This window comes from Algimonas arctica (assembly GCF_014652695.1).
Classification (GTDB): domain Bacteria; phylum Pseudomonadota; class Alphaproteobacteria; order Caulobacterales; family Maricaulaceae; genus Litorimonas; species Litorimonas arctica.
The window spans coordinates 63924-88080 of sequence record NZ_BMZH01000006.1; the positions used below are offsets into that span (position 1 = coordinate 63924).

Below are 24157 nucleotides of genomic sequence, written 5' to 3' on the forward strand. Positions count from 1 at the left end.
ATGGTGCCGCTGGGTTTATTGCCCTGCGGTGGTGGCCTCTTCCAAGTGGTCAAGCAGCGAGTTTAATCGGTCCTTGCGCACGACATCATCCGGTTTGGCGGTTTGCGGGAGGCTAGCCTGGGGGCGATCCGCCAGCGCAACTGTCATAACGTCCGAAAATATATCCGCTGGCAGGGTCCCGCCCGTGACATACCGCATCGGCTCATTCCGATCGTTCCCGACCCAGACGGCGAGGGTTACGCCCGGTGCGTAACCGACGAACCAAGCGTCGCGATTATCATTTGTTGTACCTGTTTTACCGGCGACTGTCCGGCCTTCAACCCGCGCGCGTCGTCCTGTTCCGTGTTCGACAGTCAGGACCAACATGCGGTTGATGTGCCGAACTTCTTCCGGTGTCAGGACCGTGCGAGGCGGGGCTTGTTCTCGGTAGTAAAGCGGCGTGCCTTCGGCGGTCGCAATAGAAATCAGACCGTAGCTCTCATAGGCGTCGCCGCCTGTCGCAAAGGGCAAGTAGGCCGTCGCCATATCAATGACGGGAATGCCTTGGGCGCCGAGCGCGAGTGAGGCGTAAGGTTTGAGACCGTGAAGGCCTAAATCCGCCGCCGTGGCGACGATACGCTCCCGTCCTGCTTCCTCTGACACTTGCACGGCGACGGTATTGATCGACCGTGCGAGCGCGTCTTCTAATGTGATCGCGCCGGCAAACGTCTTCTTGAAATTACGCGGTTGCCAGCCCTCAACCGTAATGGGCGCATCCGTGCGCACGGTCCAAGGGCGCAATCCCGCGCGAATTCCCGCCAGATAGACAATCGGTTTAAACGCGCTGCCGGGTTGTCGGGTCGCTTGCACAGCGCGATTATACTGGCTGCGTGAATAATCAGCCCCGCCGACCATCGCGAGAACCTCGCCACGATCGCCCAAAAGGACGAGCGCGCCCTGATCGGCGCGGCGGTCCGGGTCAAGATGGGTGGCAAGGGCATTTTGCGCGACACGGTGCAGTTCCTTGTCGAGACTAACTTGGATGGTGAGGTCGCGATTCGGAATACCGATCTGTTTTTCTATCTCTGGCCAGACCCAATCAATAAAATAATCGGGTGTACCAGAGCGGCGCGGTGACAAGACATAAACAGGGGTGGCTAAGGCAGTCTCTAACACGCCGTCCCCCAAGAGCGATTGACGGTCCATCGTGCGCAAGACGGTGCGCATGCGATCCGCGGCGGCGGCGGCGTTATGGGTCGGGTTCAACGCAGAAGGCGCTTTGAGCAACCCCGCGAGAAGGGCCGCCTCTGAGAGCGAGATATCAGTGGGCGAGCGACCGAAATAGGTCTCAGACGCGGCTTCGAGACCCCAAGCACCGCTGCCGAAATAAACCCGGCTGAGATAAAGGCGCAGCAATTCATTCTTGGTGAAGCGCCGTTCTAGCCAGATCGCAACAATCATTTCCTGCGCCTTACGGGACAGGGTTTGCTCTGGTGTAAGAAAGACGTTTTTCGTCAATTGTTGGGTCAGCGTAGATCCGCCCTCGACGATACGGCCCGCGCGGAGGTTGGCGACCATGGCGCGCGTCAGGCCGTAAGGGTCGACGCCTGAATGGGAATAATATCGACGGTCTTCCGTTGCCAAGAACGCCTGCCGGACATGGGCGGGCAAGGAACGGATCGGAATAGGGTCTAGCGCATGGGCGCCGCGCACGGCGAGGTCACGGCCTTGGCGGTCAACAATCTGGATAGACGGGGGACGAGTTTGTTCCCACAGGCGCGACGGGTCCGGCAACTCGGCGCTGACATAGGCGAAGGCAGACAGGACGGCCATCCCTGTGAGATAGGCGCAGGCGGCCCCAGCCGTTGCCGTGAGACGGCAGAATTTGGCCAAATGGGGCGGTATTGTCGGAAGCGCGAGGCGCATAACGGACCTTGAGACGACGGGAGCTTTGCTTTGCTCTCATCATGGTTAAGGCCCGTTTAAGCGGAGGTCTGCTTTCGTGGAATTAAGTCGGTAATTTCGCCGTCGGTCCGGCCAGCGTGCTGCCGCCCGCGCGTTTCGCGCCTTCACCGCGCGACACGTCCTTATCTGTCGCCGGGCAGAAGGAGAGAACCGTCGCCTTTCGGGCGCGGTCTTCCTGTCCGGGTTGGATAAATTCCAAACTACCATCGGCTTTTTTAGCCACGATCAGATCGAGATTATCGCCGCGATCCCGGTAGAAATCTTCCAGCGAATATTCGTCAGAGAGTTTGGTGACGCGGAAGCGCCAGCCATTCCACCAATCGCGCGTGAGCGCATCGAAGGATCGACCGCGCGAAGTGAGTGTACGACCGCGCGAGGTGAAGGCGATGCTCTCATCTTCGGCCTCGCCGTCATTATTCATGATCTGGAAGACGCGGTTGCGGCCAAGCTCAGGTCCGAATTCCACACTGACGAGCGCATTATACGCATCATTTGGCGTCGCGGAAATGATGTGATTGAACTGGGAGTGATCAAGCGAATAGTCAGCGCTTTCCGACAGGACTTCGCCGAAATAAGTGTTGTGACCATCCAAGCGCGCGGCCCGCAGACGGCGCCAGTTCGTGTCCGCAATCAACACATTGATGTTCATATCGCGCAGCGCTTTGGCAAGGCCGAGCGACCATGGGTTCGCGCCGACGATGAGCACACCGTCGCCGCCGCCCGCGCTTTGGCCGAGTGCTTTGGCGAGCGGACCAATGAAGAAGCCCGCAAAGATAACCGTGACACCAACAAGCGCGAAGGCGAGCGGCACAAACAGGGCGCCTTGATCAAGACCGAGCGCTTGCAGCTCTGCCGCGAACAAACCGGCGACGGCGACGGCCACGATCCCGCGTGGCGCAATCAGGCTGACGAGCAGGCTCTCGCGCCAGTTGAGGCCTGTGCCGAGCGTAGAGAGCATTACAGCGATCGGACGGACGAGGACCATCATCGCGGCGACAAAGGCCCAGACGCGCCATTCCAGCAAGAAGGCTTTGAGTACGGCCGGTGTGAGAGTCGCGGTTAGAATGACGAACACACCTGAGACGAGAATAATGGTAATGGTCTCTTTGAACCGACGCATTTCGACTTGTGCCGCAAATTTCAGATTGGCCATCGTCATGCCCATTGCAGTCACGGTCAGCAGGCCTGTTTCATCCGCGAGCTTATTGGACAACACATAGACGGCCAGCACCCACGCGAGCACGACCGGGGCCTTGAGATATTCCGGAATATGACCACGCCGGAAGGACCACGCCAAAGCGTAAGCCGAGGCAATCCCGATCACGACACCAAAAATGGCGGCGAAGGCAAGCCGTCCAAAGATCGCTGCGGCGGAAACGCCAGTCAGTTGAAAGACGATGATTTCATAGCCAATCACGGCAAACAGCGCGCCGACGGGATCATTCACAATCCCTTCCCATTTCAAGATGTTGGCGGGTCGGGGCTTTAGATGCGCTTGGCGCAATAAAGGCATAATCACGGTTGGGCCGGTGACGACGAAGAGACCGCCTACCATGACGGCAATGAGTAGCGGAAGGCCAACGATGTAATAGGCGGCCATCGCACCGAGCACCCACGCAATCGGACCGCCGAGAAACACCATGCGCAGAACGGCGTTACGCGCATCTCCGAGATCACGGAAACGCAGGTTCAGACCGCCTTCAAACAGGATAATGGCCACCGAAAGCCCGACGAGCGGTCGATAAAGGTCGCCGAAATCATTCACGGGGTCGAGGCGGAACAGCTGGACGAAGTCAGCAATGGGGGTGGGCAGGTTGAATTGTAAAAGCGCGCCAAGCAGCGGGCCAAAAATCAATCCAGCAACCGCCATCAGAACAATAGCCGGACGTTGCAATCGCCACGCGAGCCATTGAGCGCCAATCCCGAGAACACCAATCAAGGCGATCTTAATTGGCAGGCTAAACGCCATCGCATGGGCGGCATCGGCAGTCATTGAAGCAGCCATGAAGGCTCCGAATAGCGCGGATGGGCCCGCATCGAAGGGTCCGCTTTAGCGCGCTGAGTGGTTAAGGGGAAGCAGAAGGATGAGGCAAATTCACCTAGACGCAGATGAACTATCCGCCGATCCGTTGCAAATCGAAGCCGATGTCCTGCGTTCCGTAGCGTCCATTGTCATATTCATCGATTCGATCTTGGAAAAATTCGATCAGATGTGAGTAAGTGGCTTGGAATAAGGGCGTCAGACTATCTTCGGTCACGGGTTGGTCGACGCGAATTTCAAGTCCATCTTCAATCTGCACAAACATACTGTCGCCTTCTTTGCGACAGGTCATTTTCAAACGAATGAAATCCATATCTTCGGAGACGCGAACGGCGAGGCCAAAGCTTATCGGTTTGAGCGGTAAATAGCCTTTACCCGCAACAGAGAAGGCTGCGGATTGATAGTTCTTGGCTGAAAATCGTCCTTCCGGTGGGATCAAATAGACACAGCCCGGCTCTCGGCTAAGCCACGCACAAAATTCATCCCGCAGCGTTTCGGCGAGACTCCGAATGCGCGCATAATTGTCAAAGCTCCGCGTGCCATAGGCTTGGGCGACGTCGAATAAGGTTTGCAGGCGCGGGCCGTGCTCCCTGTGGGTTGGCAAAGCATCTGGGTCTTCAATCGGTAGGCCATCGGCGGACGGTCTACCAATATCTAACCCTTTGGCGCCTGTCTTATCCGGCGTGGTGGGCGTGGCTTCGCCGACGATTCCATCATCCTTAGCCGTTTTGGCTTTGGCGGTTTTGGGGGTGTTTGGCGATTTTGGAGACTTTTTGGACATGGCGCTGCGGTGCGATTTGGTCGCGGCTCTGTCAAGATAAAGCGCGCACGGAAACTCGCCTCTGAGGCGTATTTGGCACGGGGCTTGAATAGTGAGGGGGGTAGGCGGCGACATGTGTCACGATCCTGAAGATATAGAAAAAGACCGATCATGGCGACTTATTCAATAAAATCATTGTGTCTCGTCCTCACACTGGCGACGGCCGTATTGCCAGCCCAGGCTCTGGCCGGACCGGCTTTGAACACAGCCAATGCGCCCGTCGAAATGTGGGACGTCATGACGCCCCGCGCTGAGGTTAAGCTTGCTGTCTCGCATATTGATGTGTCCTCGACTCAGGGCTTTGACGCGCCGGGAACCGTAATTCCGATGACGATAAAAATTCCATCCCGCGCCGATTTTAGCGGTCCTAAGCAAGCAGAGATGTGGGACGTGATATCTGAAGATCATTCGGCCAAAGCGGTCGGCGTGTCCCATATGGATATCCAACCGGGTCAGTCCTTGGATCGTCCGGCTTTTGACTACTCCGCGACATTAGCGTCGGACTTGCGCACGAATGTGCCGTCAGAGTCTATCCTAACAGTGGGCACACCGGACGCATAAATCCGCCGTAAGGGGAGGCGCTATTCGTCTCTTTTGCTGCCTTATTGGCATGTAACTTGAATAGATAAGATCAACGCGGTGTCGCGCTACGTCGGGCGCTGTGTCACTTTGGAGACCAAAATGGCGAAACTTGCGCTCAAAACCCTGACGATTATTGCTTTGACCGGGACAAGCCTTTCGGGGTGCGCCGTGATCGGTGGAGCGGCTGATGGCGCTTGGAGCGGGACAAAATATGTCGCCAGATTTGTCAGCACGCCCGTCCGGGCTCTGTTGCGGGACGCGCCAAAGCAAGACACACAATTCGCGGAGGTCGCCGTTGAAGGTGAGACTGTCGAGCATACGGACATGGTCTTAGACGAGACGATCACAGACGATCAGGACAAGATCGAAATGATGGCCGAAACGATTGTCGAGGTGACGCAAACACACGTACTGGGCGCGAGCACAGCCCCAATGCCGATCACGCCGTTGTCGATGACACATACATCGACAACCGATTCATGGTCGAGCGAAACTACGGTGCAGCAACCTATCAAAATCGTTGAAACTGTCGCGATTTCAGACTTTAAATCCGTCGACGTCGTGACGGTTGGGTCCGTGTCCTATGTCCGGACAGACGGGGTCGGGTCCTTAGAGGATTGGCAGACCTGTGATGTGGAAGCGGGCGGTTTTTGGACGTTTGAGAATGCGGTCATTGACGGCACATTGAATCCCAAATTCGAAACTTGCATGAAAACCAAAAAATACATTCAAGAGACGCAATTGGATGATGCGATGATTGCGGAACTCGACGGGGCTGAGTCCGCGACAGTGCTTAAACCGCTGCCTTAAGCTCGGCGCTTAAAATCGCATTGAGCCCCAGTTTATAATTCGAAAAACGCGGTTCCCATTCGAGCCGTGTTTTTGCGCGCGATATGTCGATGCGTTTCGTCTCGGCATAAAAACTACGCGCCATCGCTGAGACAGATGGATCATTCAGGGCCACCGTTGGCGGGGTCTCACATCCGATGAGTTGTGCCGCATAGGCCATGACCTCGCCGGGTGCTGCAGGCTGGCCGTCGGCAATATTAAAGATATCTTGGGGGCTAGGCTGGGCGATTGACGCCATAATGGCGGTGACGATATCATCGATATGGATGCGGTTCACGACATGATTGGGCGCGTCGATGATCCGTGCTTTATCAGATCGGATGCGCTCAAACGGGGCTCGCCCGGGACCGTAAATGCCTGCGAGACGGAAAACCTGTGTCGCCGGATGCGTTTCTAACCAGCTTAATTCTGCGTCCGCGCGCGCGGTTCCGCGCGGCAGGCTTGGCGCGGGCGCTTCGCCTTCGAAGGCCCATTGCCCGTCCCGGTCGCCATAAACGCTCGTCGCGGAGAGATAACCGATCCACGCGGCCCGGCTTTGAACGTTTTCCAGAGCGACAAGGGCAGGGTCATATCCATCTTTGGATGGCGCGACAGAGCTGAGCACAATATCAGCGGCCGCGAAGGCTGTCCGCATCGCGGCTGTGTCAAACTGCAGAGCCGCGTCACCCAGCGCCGCACTGTTACGGCGTGTCGTGAATTGGACGCGCGCGCCAGCCGCAACCAACACAGGCGCCAGCGCCCGCGCGACATAGCCATAGCCGAGCAAGAGAACCGATGCGCCGTGAAGCGAGAAAACGGCGCTGTGAGCGTGCCCGCAGGGCGCGGCAGGTAACTGTAATGTAACGCGCGGGCGCATTGTCGCGGTGATCTCCGATCCCGTATAGCGCGCCTCTATGACACGGTTTTCTTATATCCTTCTTTCTGTGCTTGTGGGCGGGCTGGCAAGTGGGGGTGTGGTCTCATCCACATCTGCGGCAGATCTAACGCCGCAATTAGACGCGCGCCATAAAGCCTGCCTCGAACGCATCGCCGTTGATCAGGATATCGCTTATGAAGAGGCGATGATCTGGCGTGATCAAGGCGGCGGTCGTCGGGCGCGTCATTGTGAGGCGATGGCCTTGTTTGCGCTCGGCCACGAAAGTGAAGCGGCGAACCGTCTCGACACGTTAGCGGATAGCCGTGACGGCGGGTCGAAAGAGATGCGATTGAATTTCAGGGCCGAAGCGGCGAATTTCTGGCTTGCGGCGCAGGATCCGGACAAAGCCTTTGAATCCGCAACGGCGGGTCTAGAATATGATGCGGAAAACGCAGACTTACGTATTGCCCGCGCCCGCGCCTACGTGATGAAGGGCGATCTGGATCAGGCCGAAACAGAACTCACCCGCGTGCTGTTGCATCACCCGAAAAGCGCGGAGGCGTTACGCTACCGCGCCGATATGCGGATGCGCGCAGGCCGTTTGGTCGCTGCGAAAACCGATATTGAAGCTGCCTTGAACGCCGACCTGACCTCGGTCGAAACGGCTTTGCTGCGCGGGCATATCAATGAAGCGATCCGGCTCGCGGAAATCGAGGCGGCGCTTGAGAATGACGGCGAGGATATGGGCGATCCAGAGACAGAGACAGAGACAGAGACAGAGACAGATACGGCGTCTCCGTCCGCCCCAGACGTGCAAGCCAACGAGTAGAGGCTATTCTCTCACCGCCCGAGCAGGCAAGACCGCTCGGGTTACTCGTCCTCTTGTAAGTCAAACGTCTCGAGGAAGAATTCCAATAATTGCCGATCACGGTGAATACGCGCTGTCTCGGCGCGAAAGCCGTGTTTTTCCCCCGGATAGGTCATCAGGTGGAGATTGTGTCGGCCGCGCTTTTGCAGGGCATCCACAAGCTTCACCGTATGGCGGAAGACAACATTATCGTCGGCCATGCCGTGAATAAGCAGAACCGGTTCGGTCAGCCCGTCTAAATGCGCAAAGACGGAGCCTTCTTCATACGCGCCTTGGGTGTAGTTGACATTGTCGGGGCGCGGATCGCCGAGATAGCGTTCCGTATAGGCCGTGTCGTAAAGCGCCCAATCAGAGACAGGCGCGCCGGATACGCCGGACGCATAGAGATCGGTCTGCCCCAGCATCATTAAGGTCATATAGCCGCCGTAGGACCAACCATAGACGCCCATGCGGTCCGGATCGATAAAGCTCTGCTGCTTGAGCCAATCCGCACCCACCGTCTGATCCACGACTTCGGCGCGGCCCATGGCGCGATAAAGCACATCCTCGAACGCTTTGCCGCGATTGGTACTGCCGCGACCGTCCAGTTGGAAGACGACAAAGCCGTGATGAGCCAGCATCCGCGCGAGGTGTTTGCGTTGCCAGCGGTTCATGACGCGCTGCACGCCCGGTCCGCCGTAAACGATGGTGACAGAGGCGCGCTGTTCACCCGGTTTTAGGTCGAGCGGCTTGTATAGTTGATAGTGGAGTTTGGAGCCGTCTTCGGCGTCCAATGTCCCATATTCAGGCGAAATATGCCCTGAAAGATAGGGCGCATAAGGATGCGAGTCGTTGAGGGCATTTTCTGAGAGCCATGTCAGCGGTGTGCCGTCGGCTTCGAAAGCGCGGACTTGCGACGGGGTATTATCGTTGCTGTAAGTGCCGAGATAGCGCGAACAATCACGGTTGAACGCAGCACCATGCTGCCCGTCGCCTGTCGTGATTTGTGTGATGACCGCCTCTTTTATCGTCACGTCGGTCGTAGACTCATCGTTTGCGTCTAACGTGACAGCTTCTGGCTGCACCCTGAATATTTGGGTGGAGACGGGGCTATCCCGCCAGCCGGTGAGGTAGAGCGAGCCATCGCTCGCCGTACATTGAATATTGCCGACGAGGAGGTCAGGCGGGGTTAGCGCCTCGGCACCATCCGCTGTGATTTCGTAGTAGCGGCGCAAGCCGTCGCGCTCACTAATCATCCGCAATCCGCCCTCAACGGGGGTAAAGTTGGACCGGATATTTAGCCATGTTTCGCTCGTTTCTTGGTAGAAAATCTCTGAGCTGTAATCCGAAAGATCAACGCGGTAGATGGTGTGGGTTTTGTGATCGCGACTGAGAACGCCTGCGTAGAGGGCTTTGCTGTCGGGCGACCAGGCGACGCGGGTCAGGTAGATATCCGCATCGTCGCCAATATTGACCCAGCGCGGACGATTTGAATTGGTCCGAACAACCCCCAACTTCACAGTGGCATTATCCGTGCCGGCAAAGGGATAGCGTTGATCCAACGTGGTAATGCCGTCCGGGCCGATATTGGCGCGGGTTTCAATCTCAATCGGGCTTTCATCGATCTGAGTAAACGCGACGCGTAAATTATCGGGCGAGAGCCAATACCCCGTATTACGGCCCAATTCTTCTTGCACAACAAAGGAGGCGGTCGCGTTGCGGATTGTGTCGGTCGCGCTGTTTGTCAGCTGACGCTCCAATCCGGTTTTAAGCTCTTTGATGTAAAGCTCGTCCCCGCGCACATAGGCGATGAGGGTCCCGTCCTTGGACACTTTCGGGTCTGTCTCAAACGCGGGGGTGGCTGTGATCTGACGGGCCTCGCTCGTATCCAGATCATAGAGATAGAGGTCGCCGCCGAGCGGGAACATCAGCAAACTGTCCCCGACCCAGCTATAGCTAACAATTCCGCTGCCATAGTTGCGCGCGCGTTCACGGCGGTTTTTTTCTTCTTCTGAGAGTTCTTCGGGGGCATCGAGCAGATCGGTTGAACTGACCAGCAAGCGGCCTTCACCGGTTTCAATGTCATAGGCCCAGAGGTCTTGTTGCTGCGCATCGTCCGCGCGGCCTTGTAGGACCGTGACAAATTCACCGGACGGCGCGATCCGTGCCCGCGACAGCGATGTCCCGTCAATGGACGGGCTGGCGTGGAGCCGTTCTGGCGTCAGGCGACCCGGACCGGGGTCCGTTTTCAAATAGCTGCTGCGCCGCGCTTTTGGCGTGAGGGCGGCGGTCGCGGCTTTTTGCAGCGCGGGAACCGTCTTATTCGTGTCGGTGTCACCGGATTTGACCGGGTCGTTATCTGTCCCATTGGAACAGGCGACAAAAGCTACGCTCAGTAGCAATATAGACATCAAGCGAAAGCGCATGGCGGGGTCTCCGAAGGCATGAATCCGCACTCGCTTACGCCGCGCGTTTGGCAACAGCAACCGTCGCCGCAGGGCCTATTCGAGCAAGATCATCCCTATATAGCCCTCAATATCGCCCCCAGTGTGCGGTTCGTGTGGCCTTGCCAGCGAGGGTCTTGGCCCCGATAAGCGCCCCATGCCGGACCTCCGCTCCGTCCTGTTTGTCATTGGCCTCATGGCGTCCGCCATGGGGCTATTGATGTTTGTGCCCATGGTTGTGGATTTGGTCTATCAAGATGAGTCTTGGCAAGCCTTTGCCATATCCGGGGTCGTCGTCACCTTGATTGGTGGCGCGTTGGCGACAGCGACCTATAGTCCCAAGCCGGATATTCGCGCGCGCGGCGCGTTCGTGTTGACCGTGTTCTCTTGGATCGTTCTGGCTGTCCTCGCGTCCCTGCCGTTCTTGCTCGATCCGGTCCGGCTGAGTTTTACGGATGCTTTGTTTGAAGCTACCTCAGGAATCACGACAACGGGGGCGACAGTGCTGACGGGTCTGGACGATATGCCCAAAGGCATCTTGATCTGGCGGGCTATATTGCAATGGATCGGTGGGATCGGGATTATTGTTACCGCTATGGCGATCTTGCCCATGCTCGGGGTCGGCGGGATGCAGCTGTTCCGGCTGGAAAGTTCCGACGTTGGTGAGAAAATATTGCCCCGCGCACAAAGCATCGCCCTGTCGATTGCCTTGATCTATCTGGGTCTGACGGTCGCCTGTGCGGTCGCCTACATATGGACCGGAATGAGCGGGTTTGACGCGGTCGCTCATGCCATGACGACGATTGCGACAGGCGGCTACTCCACCTCGGACGCGTCGATGGGCGGGTTTATGGATAATGGCGCGGATATTGTCGGCATGATTTTCATGCTGCTCGGTGCGTTGCCCTTTGGCATGTATATGTTGATGGTGACGCGCGCTCAGTGGGACGCGCCTTTTCGAGACCCGCAGGTGCGAGCCTTCCTGAGCGTCATAACCGTTTTGAGCCTTCTAATCGTCGTCGCCTTAATCACATCCGGTGCGCCTGATAGCGAGCTTGGGCTGTTCCACTCGTTGCGCTTATCCGCGTTCAATACAATTTCGATTGTGACTGGGACGGGCTTTGCCACGGCGGATTATATGGGTTGGGGGACACTGGCCGTCGGGGCGTTCTTCTTCTTTATGTTTGTCGGCGGTTGCGCGGGTTCGACGGCCTGTTCGATCAAGATATTTCGATACCAAGTTGCGATGGAAGCACTCCGCGCCTACTTGTTCCGGATGCCGCGCCCGCATGCGATTGCGCCAATGCGCTATGGCGGCCGGTCTCTCCCGGACGAGGTCGTCTATTCGGTTCTCGGCTATTTCTTTTTGTTTTTTATCACCGTCACGATCACGGCGGCCCTTCTGGGCGCACTGGGCCTGGATCCGGTGACGGCGTGGAGCGGTGCCGCGAGCGCCGTCGCGAATGTGGGTCCGGGGCTTGGCGACATTATTGGACCAAGTGGGACATATCAGGATTTACCCAGCACAGCAAAATGGGTGCTGCTGACCGGGATGATTGTCGGGCGACTTGAAATTGTCACTGCGCTGGTTGTGATGACGCCGGCATTTTGGCGCGCATAGCTGGAATTTTCGCCCCAAAAGGGGCGAAAATAGCGACGCGCCGCGAGGTCAAGCGAACGGTTTCTGAATTCGAGCGGACACGCCGCAGGCGAGCCGCCAAATAGACGTTAAGCGGTCTCGACGTCCTTCACAGGAAAGACAAATTCGACATCGCAAAATTCGCATTTCGCGCGGATATTGCCGTCAGCATCTGCCATGTCGGCAATCGCCGCCGCATCGAAGCTCTCCAATGTATTGAGCAGTCGTTCGCGCGAACAGCGACAGTCGGCACTGACCGACGATGTGTCGAGCACATGCACGCCCTCTTCATTGAACAGGCGATAAAGCAGCGTTTCCATAGGCAAATCAGGGTCGATTAATTCGGCGTCTGTCACCGTGCTCATGAGCGCGGTGGCTGTTTGGTAAACATCGCCCGTTTCGCCGCGCGCATCATCTTCGGCAATCCGTTGGATCATCATGCCGCCTCCGGCCCAGATTGACCCGCCATCTTCGATGTCTTGACCCACGGCAAGACGCATCATGGTCGGGATTTGGTCGGACGTTTTGAAGAAATGCTCGGCACAATCGGACAAACGTTTGCCTTCGACGGCGGCCAAACCCTGATAGAGGTCCATGTCCGATCCTTGGTCGATGGTCATCGAAAATGTCCCGCCACCGAGCAACGCATCGGCGCCCGGATTGCGGTTATCGAGTAAAATCGATTGTAACGTGTCTTCGTCATAGCGGGCATAGCCGCGGATGTGTCCCTGCGTGGTGCAGTCCGCCATCAAGAGACTGACCGCGCCCTCATTCGTGCCGTGGCATTGGACGACCAACCGGCCATCGAATTTGAGCGATTGCACGACTAACGCGCCGATGATCATGGCTTCCCCGAGCAAGCGCGCGATAGGTTCAGGATAACGGTCCGCCAGGGCGGTTTGCAGCGCGTTTGGAAGACGCACCGCACGCCCGCGCACGGGGGCAAGGGCTGTCTCGGTACCGCCAACGGTAAAGACGGTAACTTCGTTGAGTGTGTTGTTTTGCATGGCGCGGATGTGGGGGTGGTTGAGGGAGAGTCAAGTGGGGGTCGAAAAGGGTGTCAGATTATAGATGCCTGGCGTTAGCCTGACCTACTCATTCACCACCGCACACACTGTTCGCTTCTGCTCACGACCGGACGCTACTTTCGTCCACTTTGGGGCGAAAATTCTGACTGCGCCAGATCGCTCACCGACCTTTCCAAACCGGTGCGCGTTTTTGCAAGAACGCCATCGGTCCTTCGCGCATATCTTCGGTTTGCGCGACACGGCCAAACGCATGTTGCCCTGCATTCATCAATTCAGCGTCCGTGGCGTCGAACGCTTGTCGGGTGACAGCGAGGGATTCGCGCACGGCAATCGGCGCATTGGCTGTAATCTGTTTGGCCAGTGACATCGCCTCATCCATGACTTTGTCGAGCGGGACGAGACGGTTGACGAGACCGTGTTGGAGGGCCGTTTTCGCATCAATCGGATCGCCCGTGGCAACCATTTCCATCGCGATGGCTTGCGGAATGCGGCGTGCCAGACGGTGAACGCCACCCGCGGCCGCGACGAGGGAGCGTTTGACTTCCGGCAGTCCAAACCGCGCCGCGTCATCCGCGACAACCATATCGGACGCGAGAGCCAATTCCATCCCCCCCGCGAGGGCGCTCCCTTTGACGGCGGCGATCCAAGGTTTTTTGCGCGGAGATGAGACGTAGCCCGCAAACCCCCCGTCCTTGGTCGATAAGAGGTGGCCTTTGCCTTCGCTAATCGCTTTGAGGTCCGCGCCCGCGCAGAATGTTTTATCGTTTGAGCTGGTGAGGATTGCGACCCAGATATCATCATCTGCTTCGACATCCTTGACCACCCAGTCCAAGGCTTCGGCCAGTTCTGGCGAGACAGCATTGCGTTTTTCAGGACGGTTTAGGGTCACAATCGCGATATTTCCCTCGCGTTCATATTGGATCAGTGTGCCGACACCATTGGGTCGTTTCTCTATTTGTGTCTCGGTCATGTTGATCTCCAGTTTTTTGTCCCTCTAGCGCGATGTCTGTAACCCGGCACGTTGGATAAGGCTTTATTACGTTCTTGATTGCGTCAGCGGCCAATTTTGTTCCCGTTCATGTCAATGGCGCTAGTGGCCCAGAATAAACCTGGGAGGGTATAATGAAAAAATTTATCGCGGAACTCGTCGGCACGGCGACGCTGGTTCTTATCGGGTGTGGCACGGCGGTGTTGGCAGGCGCAGAAGTTGGACAAGCGGGGATTGCGGCGGCGTTCGGTCTGGCTATCGTCGCGATGGCCTACGGAATTGGACCGATATCAGGGTGCCATATTAACCCGGCGGTGTCGCTCGGTATCTATGTCTCTGGTCGTATCGACGCGGCTGAAATGGTGCGTCACTGGATTGCCCAGTTTATCGGCGCCAGCATTGGCGCGGCGATCCTTTATCTGATTGCGAGTGGTCGGGCGAATTATAATCTGGCGACTGACGGACTGGGACAGAATGGCTGGGGCGCAGGCTATCTCGGCGAATATAGCCTCGCAGCCGCGTTCACATTTGAAGTTGTTGCCACGTTTATTTTCGTTGTTGTCATTCTCGGAGCGACGCAAAAGACAGCGCCCGCCGCTATGGCAGGCCTCGCCATTGGTTTGACGCTATGGGGCATTCATTTGCTCGGCATTCAAGTCACAGGCGTCTCGGTTAATCCGGCCCGCAGTTTTGGTCCCGCCTTGTTTACAGGCATGGGTCAGCTTTGGTTGTTCATCCTCGCGCCGGCCATTGGCGCCGTATTGGCAGGCTTAGCCTTCCGCGCGGGTTTGATGGAACGTCGCGATGGCGACAGACCCTAGTGTGAAGATACAATCTTAATTGTAGAGCCGCTCCGAATGGGGCGGCTTTTTTGTATGGGATGCCAACATTGTGCGCATCTCACAGCCCCCAATAATCCGGTGCATAATCGCCATTCACGCTGCGCAATTGACGCGCGCTCGAAACGGCCTACCGTAAGGAAAAATATAGGGGAGAGACGCAATGGGTCAGGCAACAACGAGCGGGACAGCATTAGGCGGGGCGGCTATCCCCGATCCCTATTCTCTTCCGCTTGAGACGTTGGATGTCTCGAAGGCGGGCATTTTTGCGGCCAATGCCCACGGCGAATATTTCCGCCGTCTGCGCCAGGAAGCGCCGATCCATTATTGTCCGGACAGTATGCACGGGGCCTATTGGTCGATCACTACCTATGACGACATCATGGCGGTCGATACCAACCATGCGGACTTTTCCAGTCAGGATAATATCGTCATTGGTGACGCGCCGGAAGATTTCGTCACACCAATGTTTATCGCGCAAGATCCGCCCGTGCATGATGATCAACGCAAGGCCGCACAGCCCGCGGTGCAGCGTCCGCAACTCGCGATCTTGGAACCGCAAATCCGCGCCCATGTCTGCGATATTCTCGATAATCTGCCGGACGGGGAGTTCAATTGGGTTGATACGGTGTCGCGTGAACTGACGGCGCGGATGCTCGCGACCCTGTTCGATATTCCGCAAGAAGACCGCCTCAAACTCACCCATTGGTCGGACGTGACGACTACGGCGGAAGGCGCCGGGGTTGAAAATGTTGATGAGGAAGCGCGCAAAGCCGAGCTGATGGAATGTTTGCAATATTTTGGTGCGCTGTGGGCCGAGCGATCCGCCAAGCCGCCGCAAATGGATTTCGTGTCTTTGCTCGCGCATAATCCACACACCAAGGACATGATGAAAGATCCATTGGAGTTCCTCGGCAATCTCATGCTGTTGATTGTCGGCGGAAATGACACGACGCGCAATTCGATCAGCTCGGGCGTGGTGCAGATGGACTGTAATCCGGGGGAGTGGGCCAAGCTTAAAGCGGACCCATCCCTCATCCCCAATATGGTGGCAGAAACCATCCGCTTTCAAACACCGCTCGGCCATATGCGTCGGACCGCGACGCGCGACGTCGATTTCAAAGGACATAATATCCGCAAAGGCGACCGCGTCGTGATGTGGTATGTCTCCGGTAATCGCGATGATGCGTTTTGGGGCGACCCAGATGCTTACCGGATCGACCGCCCGGAAGCGCGCCGTCATATGAGCTTTGGCTTTGGTATCCACCGCTGCATGGGCAACCGTATTGGTGAAATGCAGCTGCGGATTTTGTGGGAAGAAGTGCTAAAACGTTTCGACCGGGTTGAGGTCACGCGCGACCCCAAACGTGTCGCCAGTAATTTCGTCATGGGCTATGATGAGGTGATGACGCGGGTGCACGCGAAGTCAGCGGCATGAATAGGGTTTATCTTTGCAATGCCAAACGGGCTGGTTAAACTTCGCCTATGACTGATACCTCCTATCCCGTACCTGCTGCGTTCGCTGCCAAGGCCAATCTCACGCCGGCTGACTATAAAACGCTCTATGATCGGTCGATCTCAGATCGAGACGGGTTTTTCGCTGAGCAAGCGAAACGGGTGCAATGGATGACGGCCCCGACCCATGTCGGGAGTTGGTCATTCGACAGTCCGGTTAAAATCGAATGGTATAAGGACGGCGTGCTCAACGTCACCGAAAGCTGCCTCGATCGTCATCTGGACGCGCGGGGTGATAAGGTCGCGATCATTTTCGAAGGCGACGAGCCGGGCGACAGCACGACCTACACCTATACCGAATTACACCGTGAAGTGTGTCGCTTTGCCAATGTGTTGCGGGACCGTGGGGCCAAAAAAGGCGACCGGATTACGATCTATATGCCGATGATCCCGGAAGCCGCCTTTGCCATGCTCGCCTGTGCGCGCATCGGGGCTGTGCATTCCGTTGTCTTTGGCGGTTTCTCGCCGGACGCGCTGGCTGGACGAATTGTCGATTGTGACAGTACGCTCGTCATTACAGCCGACGAAGGTGTGCGCGGCGGGCGCAAAGTTCCGCTCAAGGTCAATGCTGACGCGGCGTGTGAAATCGCCGCCAAAGCCGGTGTGACGGTCAAGACGCAGCTTGTCGTCCAGCGCACGGGCGCGACGATCGCGTGGCAAACGGGTCGCGATATCTGGCTGCACGAGGCGACGAAGACCGTTGTTGACGATTGCGATCCAGAGCCCATGAGCGCGGAAGACCCGCTGTTTATCCTCTATACGTCCGGCTCAACCGGACAGCCTAAGGGCGTGCTGCACACGTGCGGCGGCTATCTCGTCTGGGCGGCGATGACGCATGACTATGTATTCGATCTGAAAGAGGATGATGTCTATTGGTGTGCGGCCGATGTCGGTTGGGTCACGGGGCATACGTATATCGTCTATGGTCCACTCGCGAACGGGACGACGACAGTGATGTTCGAAGGGGTGCCGACCTACCCGGATGCCTCACGCTTTTGGCAAGTTTGCGACGATCATCAGGTCTCCTTGTTTTATACCGCGCCAACGGCCATTCGCGCATTGATGCGCGAAGGGGACGGGCCTGTTACCGCGACCTCGCGTAAAAGCCTGCGCCTGCTGGGCACAGTTGGAGAGCCGATAAACCCTGAAGCGTGGGATTGGTATTTCAACGTCATCGGCGAAACGCGCTGCCCGATTATTGATACATGGTGGCAAACGGAAACTGGCGGCGCGATGATCGTGCCGTTGCCGGGAACTGTCGATATGAAACCGGGGGCCGGAACGTTCCCAATGTTTGGTGTTGAGCCTGCGCTTGTCGATGCGGAGGGTCAAACCCTGCACGGCACCGCTGAGGGCAATCTCATTCTCAAGACCAGTTGGCCGGGTCAGATGCGCACGGTTTACGGCGACCATGCCCGCTTTGAGCAGACCTATTTCTCGACCTATCCCGGCAATTATTTCACTGGCGACGGGGCGCGCCGCGACGCGGACGGTACGATTTGGATCACGGGCCGTGTTGACGATGTCATCAATGTCTCGGGGCACCGGATGGGCACGGCCGAAGTGGAAAGCGCGCTTGGCAGTCATCCCGCCGTGGCCGAGAGCGCCGTCGTCGGATTTCCGCACGACATAAAGGGGCAGGGTATCTACGCCTATGTCACCATCATCGCAGGCGTGGACGCCACGGATGAGCTCCGTCGTGATCTCGTCAAACATGTGCGCAAAGAAATCGGACCGATTGCAAGCCCGGATATGATCCAGTTTTCGTCTGGGCTGCCGAAAACGCGGTCCGGAAAAATTATGCGTCGCATCCTGCGTAAGATCGCCGCGAATGAGTATGGCAATCTCGGTGATACCAGCACGCTCGCGGACCCGAGCGTTGTCGAAGCGTTAATTGACGGGCGTGCGATCCTCTAGGCGCGTCGATTGATTCAGGGCGGGACGGCGTCAGTAGCGTTTTATTTTTCACCCAGATCTAGGCTCGTGATATTATTCATGGCTCTCTCGTCATAGTAGACGGTGACCTGTCGGCCGTTTCCAGCGACCAGTTCATCTGTAACAAATTCTTCGAAATAGGTGCGGTTATCTTCTGCGTCTTCTAGGTAAAATGTTCCGGGCAGGTCACCCATAGTGACGGAGGCCTCTTGCATAATACCGCTCGCGGATTTGTAGTCCCGAAGCTCTTCACGGTTTTCTGTGCCATATAGAAAGCCGGACTCCAGCTCTACTTCGACAATGTTTAAGACCAAGTCGCTAGTATAGTTGACCGAAATTGTTTCGTTCAAATGCGTGTAAAGCGCATTGGTGTCGACGGCCACCGCTTCAACATTTAGCGTGAAACTCGCGCGCATTTCACGTTTGGGAAATTCTAGGGTGATGGAATAAAACGGATAGGGCCCATCCTCGACAGCGGTCAAAATCCCGGTCTCCGTTAAAATGTCATCCGGATCGGCGTCGCCAAGGTCTTCATATTCTCCGGCATTTAGCGGGTTGGGAACGTATCGGTCTTCGAAGAATAACGTTCGTCCGTCTTTAAAGACGGTATATTGTGCCGGTGTGTTCAACTTTACCGTATAAATCTTATCTGTGTCTTGCCAGACATCAGCCTCGCTTTTGAAGAGTTGTACGGTGTCACCATTGGGCCTGAATAATTCAATCTGATCGGATGAGCCCACAATAAGATAGGCGATGGATGGGCTCTCCAAATCCTGCATATTTTCGAGTGGGATTCCGACTTCGAAGAGACGAACACATTCCTCGAGAGCTTCCGACCATGTGTAGCCCGCAGAGGGGATGCAGCCGTGGCTGTCACGGTCGCCACCCGTTTCTATAATATCAACAGTTGGGTTGGTCACATCCTTGATAGAAATATCACGCTCCGATTCGGGTGCGGCGGGGTTGCAGGCGGTCAGCGCGATAAAGAGTGAAATGGCGGAGAGCTGTGCGACAAATTTCATATTATTTCCGATCAAGAGCAATGTGTCGAAACTATCGCGGCCTGTCAAAACAGTTGTGAGGCGGCGTATGCCGCTTTCTGGTTATAGGCTTTCATTTTGACAAAAAAGCGGGGATTGTTTGGCGTAACGGACATAAACGTTCATCAAAACTAGCACACACGTTTTTCGATAAAACATTATTGAAAAACGATATGAAACTTGCTAAGCCTGCTCCTAAGACCTGGTGTGCCAACCGGGAAAGGAGAGACAAATGGACGATTTCGACGCCCGGAATCCCGATTCCAACGCAAATATAGGCGGTGTTCCGCCGCGGAAAAAACCGCGAAAGCTGATGATTCTCAGGCTGTTGACCTTTGGGCTGCCCATCGTGGTGCTGGGGACGGCTGTGGGCGGGACGATCGCGATGAGCGCCTTTTCTCCTGAACCTGAAGAGACCGATACGCCGATTAAGGCGCTACCGGTACTCACCGCGTTGGCCAAATCAGACTCGGTCATGATGACGGTTAAGGCGCAAGGCGAAGTGCAACCACGCACGGAAATTAATATTGTCAGTCAAGTCGGCGGACGGATTACCTATATGTCGCCAGATTATATTCAGGGCGGACGGTTCACGCGCGGCGATTTGTTAGTTCGGATCGATCCAGCCGAGTATAAGTTACGCGTGACGCAAGCGCGCGCCAATGTTTCGCAAGCCCAAACTGTCATCGCCCGCGAACAATCCGAATCGGATTTAGCGCGGATAGATTGGGAAGATTTAGGGTCAGGCGGCACGCCGACGCCCCTGACTTTGCGCGAACCCCAAATGGCGGAAGCCGCGGCTCAATTAGAATCAGCGAAGGCCCAATTGGCCGAAGCCGAGCTGCAACTCTCCCGCACGGAAATTCGGGCTCCATTTGATGGGCGCGTCACAGAACGACTTGTCGACGAAGGCGAATTTGTCGGCACGAATAGCCGTCTGGGCCGCATTTACGCGACCGATATTATGGATGTACGTTTGCCAATGACACAGACGGATTTGCGCGAAGCGGGCTTGTTCTTAGGCTACGAAGCCAAGGGAGACGCGGGTGTTCCCGTGCGCCTGACATTGACGTCGATTGGATCTGAGTCCGAATGGACTGGATACATCACGCGCACCGATGGACGGTTTGATAGCCAGTCGCGCGTTCTGCATGTTTATGCCGAAGTCCGTAATCCGTTTGCTGATATCTCGAAAGGTCATCCACCCTTGGCCCCGGGCCTTTACGTCGATGCCGAAATTAACGGCCCTGTGATCAATAATGTGCTCACGATTCCGCGGGCCGCTCTGCGCGGGACATCGGATGTTTACGTCGCCAATAATGACGGCACGCTCAGCATTCGGACGGTTGAGGTGCAATCGTCGGACCGCACGAAAGCGGTTCTTCGTGGTGGCATCACCGCGGGCGACGCGGTGGTCACGTCCCCTATTCGTGGTGCTGCTGAAGGCATGAAGATCGAAGTTGTCGATCCGAACGCGCCAAAATCGAGCCCGACGACAGAGGGGGCATAAGACCATGAACGGTATCATTCGCTGGTGGGCCTCTAACCCGGTCGCTGCAAACCTTCTCATGATCATCTGCCTGATTGGCGGAATGGTCAGCTTTTTCACCATTGAGCGCGAGCTTGAACCTTATGTGACCTTCCCTGGCGCGAACACGTTCGTTGCGTGGCCCGGTGCGTCACCGCAAGACGTAGAAGAACAGATTGTGGTGCGCATGGAAGAAGCGCTGTCCCAAGTCGATGGGATCAACCGTATGTGGGCTTTCGCGGGCGAAGGCGGCGGATCCGTCACCGTTGTGGGTCAAAATGGCGTGGATGAAGCCACTTTGATGGCGGACGTCACGCGCGCCATCGACGGGATCAATAATTTCCCACCGGCCGCCGAAGAGCCGCAAGTCAATATTTTTAGAAATCAGGATGAAATGATCCGCTTGGCCGTCACAGGCGATGACACTGTGTCCGAGCGTGACCTCAAACGCTTTGCCGAACAAACGCGCCGCGATGTGGGCTTGCTTGGGTTTGTGCCGTCCGTTGATCTGTTTGGCGTGCGAAGCGAAGAAGTCTCAATCGAAGTGTCCGAAGATGCGCTGCGTAAATATAGTCTGACCTTTAGCGATGTCGCCGCCGCCGTGCGCGGGACGTCCGTCAATAGTTCGTCGGGGCGCGTCCGGACCGAAGTCGGGTCCGTCCAACTCCGCACGCGTAATCAAGCGGACAGCCAAGAGGATTTCGAGAATATCATCATCCGGCAAGAGCCGGGCGGGGCCGTCATCCGCGTGCGGGATGTCGCGACCGTTATTGATGGGTTTGAAGAGGTGAACTTGCTGGCCACCGTCAATGGCGAGCGAACCATTCTTGTTCAGGTCATGAGCGGTCCGAGCATGGATATTCTCAAGATGTCCAAAAATGTGAACGACTATGTCGACAAAATGTCCGCTGACTTACCGCCGGGTATGGCCATAACGGTCTGGAACGATGCGGCGGAAGACTATTCCGGTCGGATCAACTCCATTGCCTATAACTTCCTAACGGGTCTGTTGCTGGTGTGCTTGACGCTGATGTTGTTCTTGCGCCCCAAAATTGCGCTCTGGGTGTCGGCGGGTATTGCGACCGCGTTTCTGGGCGGGTTGGCACTGTTACCCTTGTTCGACGTGTCGTTGAACATGATCTCGACCTTCGCCTTCCTATTGGTGATCGGGGTCATCGTCGATGATGCGATCATTGTCGGCGAGGCGATCCATTTCAAAACGGAAGAGGGTGAGACGGGCCTAGACGCCGCCGTGAACGGCACGAATATGGTCATTAAACCGGTCATCTTCGCCGTGCTGACGACGATGATTTTCTTTGCGCCTTGGATGTATCTCTCCGGCGGGACGAGCGAATTTACTCGCGCGATTTCGTTGGTGGTGATCCTCGCCTTGTTCTTCTCTTTGGTCGAATCACTGTTAATCCTTCCGGCTCACTTGGCGCATCTAAAGCCTGTGGATCCGAAAAATCCGATCACAAAAGTGCAAGCCAAAATCGCCAATAGTCTGACGTTTGTGGCGGAACGGATTTATCGTCCGGTGATGACGGCGGCGCTGCGTCGGCGCTATCTGACAGCGTCAATCTTTGTCGGGATCATGATCCTCTGCGTAGGGCTTGTGTCCAACGGATTGGTGAAATCCGTATTCTTCCCACAGGGCGAATCCGATCAAATCGACATCTCAGTCGAATTGCCCGAGGGGACGCCTTATTCGCGCACACTCGAAGTCTTGGCGCAAATTCAAGACGCGGAGCATGCGCTGCAAGAAGAGATTGCGGCCACAGATGGGGAGTTGATCGAGAACTGGTACACGCGATCTCGCGATAACAATGTGCTCGCCCTCGTCAAACTCGTCCCGCCGGAATCCCGGGCCCTGAAAATCAGTGAGGCCGCAGACCGTCTTCGTGAGTTGATCGGGGAGGTGCCGGACGCCGAAACAATTTCGGTGAACTATGGCGACGATAATAACGGCCCTGCGATCCAATATGTCCTGAATGCCAAGTCGTTTGAGGATCTCAATGCGGCGGCGGACGATCTGATGGCGCAATTGCGTAGCTATGACGGCGTTTATAATGTCGTCAATGATATGCAGAGCGCGACCGAGGAGGTGCAATTTGACCTCCGCCCCGGTGCGGAAGCTTTGGGCATCACGACGGCGGATGTTTCGCGTCAAATCCGTCAGGGGTTCTTCGGTGAAGAAGTCCAGCGCTTGCCGCGCGACGGCGAAGATGTGCGGGTCTATGTCCGCTATCCTCGCTCAGACCGGGAATCGCTCGATTTCCTCAATGGTGTGCGGATCCGGGCTGCGGATGGCCGTGAAGTGCCTTTGCAATCGGTCGCGCAATTGCGGTTCGAACCCGGCACAAACCGGATTTTACGCCGCGAACGTCAACGCGCTGTCGTCATTTCCGCCGAAGTCGAAGAAGAGCGGATCGACGAAATCCGGACCGCATTGGATGATGAGTTCTTCGACACGTTCGAGCAGGATCACCCGACTGTGACTCGTGGAAATATTGGTCGCGCCCAAGGCGAAGCGGAAATGCAGCAGGAGCTTTTGATCCTGTTCATGATCGCGATTGGGACGGCTTACTTCCTCGTTGCCGTGTCGTTCCGCTCTTATGCCGAGCCGATTTTGATCCTGCTGGCGGCGATCCCGTTCTGCTATTGCGGGATGATTATGGGCCACCTTGTCATGGGCTACACCATGTCGCTGCTCTCGATGCTCGGGATGTTCGCGGCGGCCGGTGTGGCGGTGAACGATAACCTCGTGCTGCTTGATTACGTGCATAAACTCCGCGACCCAAAAAGACCGGGGGGGGCCATGAGCGGGGCAGAAGCATTAGTCGAGGCTGGCGTGCGTCGCTTCCGGCCGATCCTGCTAACGTCCCTGACGACCTTTGTCGGCTTGTTGCCGCTGTTGATGGAGAAATCCTTGCAAGCACAATGGTTGATCCCGATCGGCATTAGCCTCGCGTTCGGTGTCTTCTTCGCTTTGTTCGTGACGTTGTTCTTCGTGCCGGCGCTCTACGGCATTGGCGCGGACATCCGCCGCTACTTCATCTATATGCTCAAAGGTCGCGAGCAGGAGAAATTTTCCGCCCCGCTTAACCGGGATGTAGGAATCGTGCCCGCTGAATAGGCGATGATCTTAGGACTCAAACAAAGCGCCGCCCTCCTCATGGATGGGCGGCGTTTTTTGTGTCGATAACTGGGTCTCGGTCAGGGCTAAATTCCGGGCGAATTCCTTAGCAACAGTCTGATAAAC

At 56.6% G+C, this 24157-nt stretch carries 17 protein-coding genes; 9 read left to right on the forward strand and 8 right to left on the reverse strand.

Going from position 1 to position 24157, the window contains the following annotated elements; translation table 11 throughout:
• Window positions 1-15: 15 nt before the first annotated feature.
• The 3 genes from IE105_RS08670 to IE105_RS08680 all read right to left on the reverse strand — a co-directional run bounded on the left by IE105_RS08670 (window position 16) and on the right by IE105_RS08680 (window position 4766).
• Window positions 16-1905 carry a transglycosylase domain-containing protein gene (locus IE105_RS08670; RefSeq protein WP_189497485.1) on the reverse strand — a complete coding sequence of 630 codons (1890 nt, stop codon included), beginning with the start codon at window positions 1903-1905 and terminating at the stop codon, window positions 16-18.
• 82 nt (window positions 1906-1987) lie between these two features.
• The gene (locus tag IE105_RS08675; protein ID WP_189497488.1) at window positions 1988-3949 is read right to left on the reverse strand and encodes a cation:proton antiporter; all 1962 of its coding nucleotides are present in this window, start codon (window positions 3947-3949) and stop codon (window positions 1988-1990) included.
• Window positions 3950-4058: 109 nt separating this feature from the next.
• The gene (locus IE105_RS08680) at window positions 4059-4766 is read right to left on the reverse strand and encodes a hypothetical protein (protein WP_189497491.1); all 708 of its coding nucleotides are present in this window, start codon (window positions 4764-4766) and stop codon (window positions 4059-4061) included.
• 150 nt (window positions 4767-4916) lie between these two features.
• On the opposite strand from IE105_RS08680, the gene IE105_RS08685 reads away from it, so the two are divergent.
• Both IE105_RS08685 and IE105_RS08690 read left to right on the forward strand, forming a co-directional pair.
• Complete coding sequence (locus IE105_RS08685; RefSeq protein ID WP_189497493.1) at window positions 4917-5366, forward strand: hypothetical protein; 450 nt, start codon at window positions 4917-4919, stop codon at window positions 5364-5366.
• Between the two features lie 120 nt (window positions 5367-5486).
• Window positions 5487-6197 carry a hypothetical protein gene (locus IE105_RS08690; protein ID WP_189497496.1) on the forward strand — a complete coding sequence of 237 codons (711 nt, stop codon included), beginning with the start codon at window positions 5487-5489 and terminating at the stop codon, window positions 6195-6197.
• Here IE105_RS08690 and IE105_RS08695 read toward each other — a convergent pair.
• A complete protein-coding gene (locus IE105_RS08695; protein WP_189497499.1) occupies window positions 6181-7092 on the reverse strand; it encodes a Rossmann-fold NAD(P)-binding domain-containing protein in 912 nt (303 codons plus the stop codon). The genes IE105_RS08690 and IE105_RS08695 overlap by 17 nt on opposite strands.
• A 37-nt stretch (window positions 7093-7129) precedes the next feature.
• Between IE105_RS08695 and IE105_RS08700 the strand changes: the two genes are divergently transcribed.
• The gene (locus tag IE105_RS08700; protein ID WP_189497502.1) at window positions 7130-7921 is read left to right on the forward strand and encodes a tetratricopeptide repeat protein; all 792 of its coding nucleotides are present in this window, start codon (window positions 7130-7132) and stop codon (window positions 7919-7921) included.
• A gap of 41 nt (window positions 7922-7962) precedes the next feature.
• Here the strand turns inward: IE105_RS08700 and IE105_RS08705 are convergent, their stop codons facing one another.
• Window positions 7963-10365 (reverse strand): S9 family peptidase, encoded by a 2403-nt coding sequence (locus IE105_RS08705; RefSeq protein ID WP_189497504.1) that lies wholly within the window; start codon window positions 10363-10365, stop codon window positions 7963-7965.
• A gap of 175 nt (window positions 10366-10540) precedes the next feature.
• Here IE105_RS08705 and IE105_RS08710 point away from each other — a divergent pair, with 175 nt between their 5' ends.
• Window positions 10541-12004, forward strand: a complete 1464-nt coding sequence (locus tag IE105_RS08710) for a TrkH family potassium uptake protein (RefSeq protein ID WP_189497507.1) — start codon at window positions 10541-10543, stop codon at window positions 12002-12004.
• Between the two features lie 107 nt (window positions 12005-12111).
• On the opposite strand, the gene IE105_RS08715 is transcribed toward IE105_RS08710, so the two are convergent.
• A complete protein-coding gene (locus tag IE105_RS08715) occupies window positions 12112-13029 on the reverse strand; it encodes an Hsp33 family molecular chaperone HslO (RefSeq protein WP_189497510.1) in 918 nt (305 codons plus the stop codon).
• Between the two features lie 181 nt (window positions 13030-13210).
• Window positions 13211-14020, reverse strand: a complete 810-nt coding sequence (locus tag IE105_RS08720; protein ID WP_189497512.1) for an enoyl-CoA hydratase-related protein — start codon at window positions 14018-14020, stop codon at window positions 13211-13213.
• A 152-nt stretch (window positions 14021-14172) separates the two neighbouring features.
• On the opposite strand from IE105_RS08720, the gene IE105_RS08725 reads away from it, so the two are divergent.
• The 3 genes from IE105_RS08725 to acs all read left to right on the forward strand — a co-directional run bounded on the left by IE105_RS08725 (window position 14173) and on the right by acs (window position 18309).
• Window positions 14173-14859, forward strand: coding sequence for an aquaporin (locus IE105_RS08725; RefSeq protein WP_189497515.1), 687 nt, complete (start codon window positions 14173-14175; stop codon window positions 14857-14859).
• Window positions 14860-15040: 181 nt separating this feature from the next.
• Entirely contained in the window at window positions 15041-16315 is a 1275-nt protein-coding gene (locus IE105_RS08730; protein ID WP_189497517.1) for a cytochrome P450, read from the forward strand.
• 47 nt (window positions 16316-16362) lie between these two features.
• Complete coding sequence (gene acs / locus IE105_RS08735) at window positions 16363-18309, forward strand: acetate--CoA ligase (protein WP_189497520.1); 1947 nt, start codon at window positions 16363-16365, stop codon at window positions 18307-18309.
• Window positions 18310-18350: 41 nt separating this feature from the next.
• Here acs and IE105_RS08740 read toward each other — a convergent pair whose 3' ends face one another.
• Entirely contained in the window at window positions 18351-19349 is a 999-nt protein-coding gene (locus IE105_RS08740) for a hypothetical protein (RefSeq protein ID WP_189497522.1), read from the reverse strand.
• Between the two features lie 250 nt (window positions 19350-19599).
• Here IE105_RS08740 and IE105_RS08745 point away from each other — a divergent pair, with 250 nt between their 5' ends.
• Window positions 19600-20877: an efflux RND transporter periplasmic adaptor subunit gene (locus IE105_RS08745; protein ID WP_189497525.1), complete on the forward strand. Its 1278-nt coding sequence runs from the start codon at window positions 19600-19602 to the stop codon at window positions 20875-20877.
• 4 nt (window positions 20878-20881) lie between these two features.
• The gene (locus IE105_RS08750) at window positions 20882-24031 is read left to right on the forward strand and encodes an efflux RND transporter permease subunit (RefSeq protein WP_189497527.1); all 3150 of its coding nucleotides are present in this window, start codon (window positions 20882-20884) and stop codon (window positions 24029-24031) included.
• Window positions 24032-24157 lie beyond the last annotated feature (126 nt).

Excerpts from the sequence above, each read along its gene's own strand:
- IE105_RS08670 (WP_189497485.1), bottom strand. The coding sequence starts at position 1,905 with ATGCGCCTCGCGCTTCCGACAATACCGCCCCATTTGGCCAAATTCTGC.
- IE105_RS08675 (WP_189497488.1), bottom strand. The coding sequence starts at position 3,949 with ATGGCTGCTTCAATGACTGCCGATGCCGCCCATGCGATGGCGTTTAGC.
- IE105_RS08680 (WP_189497491.1), bottom strand. The coding sequence starts at position 4,766 with ATGTCCAAAAAGTCTCCAAAATCGCCAAACACCCCCAAAACCGCCAAA.
- IE105_RS08685 (WP_189497493.1), top strand. The coding sequence starts at position 4,917 with ATGGCGACTTATTCAATAAAATCATTGTGTCTCGTCCTCACACTGGCG.
- IE105_RS08690 (WP_189497496.1), top strand. The coding sequence starts at position 5,487 with ATGGCGAAACTTGCGCTCAAAACCCTGACGATTATTGCTTTGACCGGG.
- IE105_RS08695 (WP_189497499.1), bottom strand. The coding sequence starts at position 7,092 with ATGCGCCCGCGCGTTACATTACAGTTACCTGCCGCGCCCTGCGGGCAC.
- IE105_RS08700 (WP_189497502.1), top strand. The coding sequence starts at position 7,130 with ATGACACGGTTTTCTTATATCCTTCTTTCTGTGCTTGTGGGCGGGCTG.
- IE105_RS08705 (WP_189497504.1), bottom strand. The coding sequence starts at position 10,365 with ATGCGCTTTCGCTTGATGTCTATATTGCTACTGAGCGTAGCTTTTGTC.
- IE105_RS08710 (WP_189497507.1), top strand. The coding sequence starts at position 10,541 with ATGCCGGACCTCCGCTCCGTCCTGTTTGTCATTGGCCTCATGGCGTCC.
- IE105_RS08715 (WP_189497510.1), bottom strand. The coding sequence starts at position 13,029 with ATGCAAAACAACACACTCAACGAAGTTACCGTCTTTACCGTTGGCGGT.
- IE105_RS08720 (WP_189497512.1), bottom strand. The coding sequence starts at position 14,020 with ATGACCGAGACACAAATAGAGAAACGACCCAATGGTGTCGGCACACTG.
- IE105_RS08725 (WP_189497515.1), top strand. The coding sequence starts at position 14,173 with ATGAAAAAATTTATCGCGGAACTCGTCGGCACGGCGACGCTGGTTCTT.
- IE105_RS08730 (WP_189497517.1), top strand. The coding sequence starts at position 15,041 with ATGGGTCAGGCAACAACGAGCGGGACAGCATTAGGCGGGGCGGCTATC.
- acs (WP_189497520.1), top strand. The coding sequence starts at position 16,363 with ATGACTGATACCTCCTATCCCGTACCTGCTGCGTTCGCTGCCAAGGCC.
- IE105_RS08740 (WP_189497522.1), bottom strand. The coding sequence starts at position 19,349 with ATGAAATTTGTCGCACAGCTCTCCGCCATTTCACTCTTTATCGCGCTG.
- IE105_RS08745 (WP_189497525.1), top strand. The coding sequence starts at position 19,600 with ATGGACGATTTCGACGCCCGGAATCCCGATTCCAACGCAAATATAGGC.
- IE105_RS08750 (WP_189497527.1), top strand. The coding sequence starts at position 20,882 with ATGAACGGTATCATTCGCTGGTGGGCCTCTAACCCGGTCGCTGCAAAC.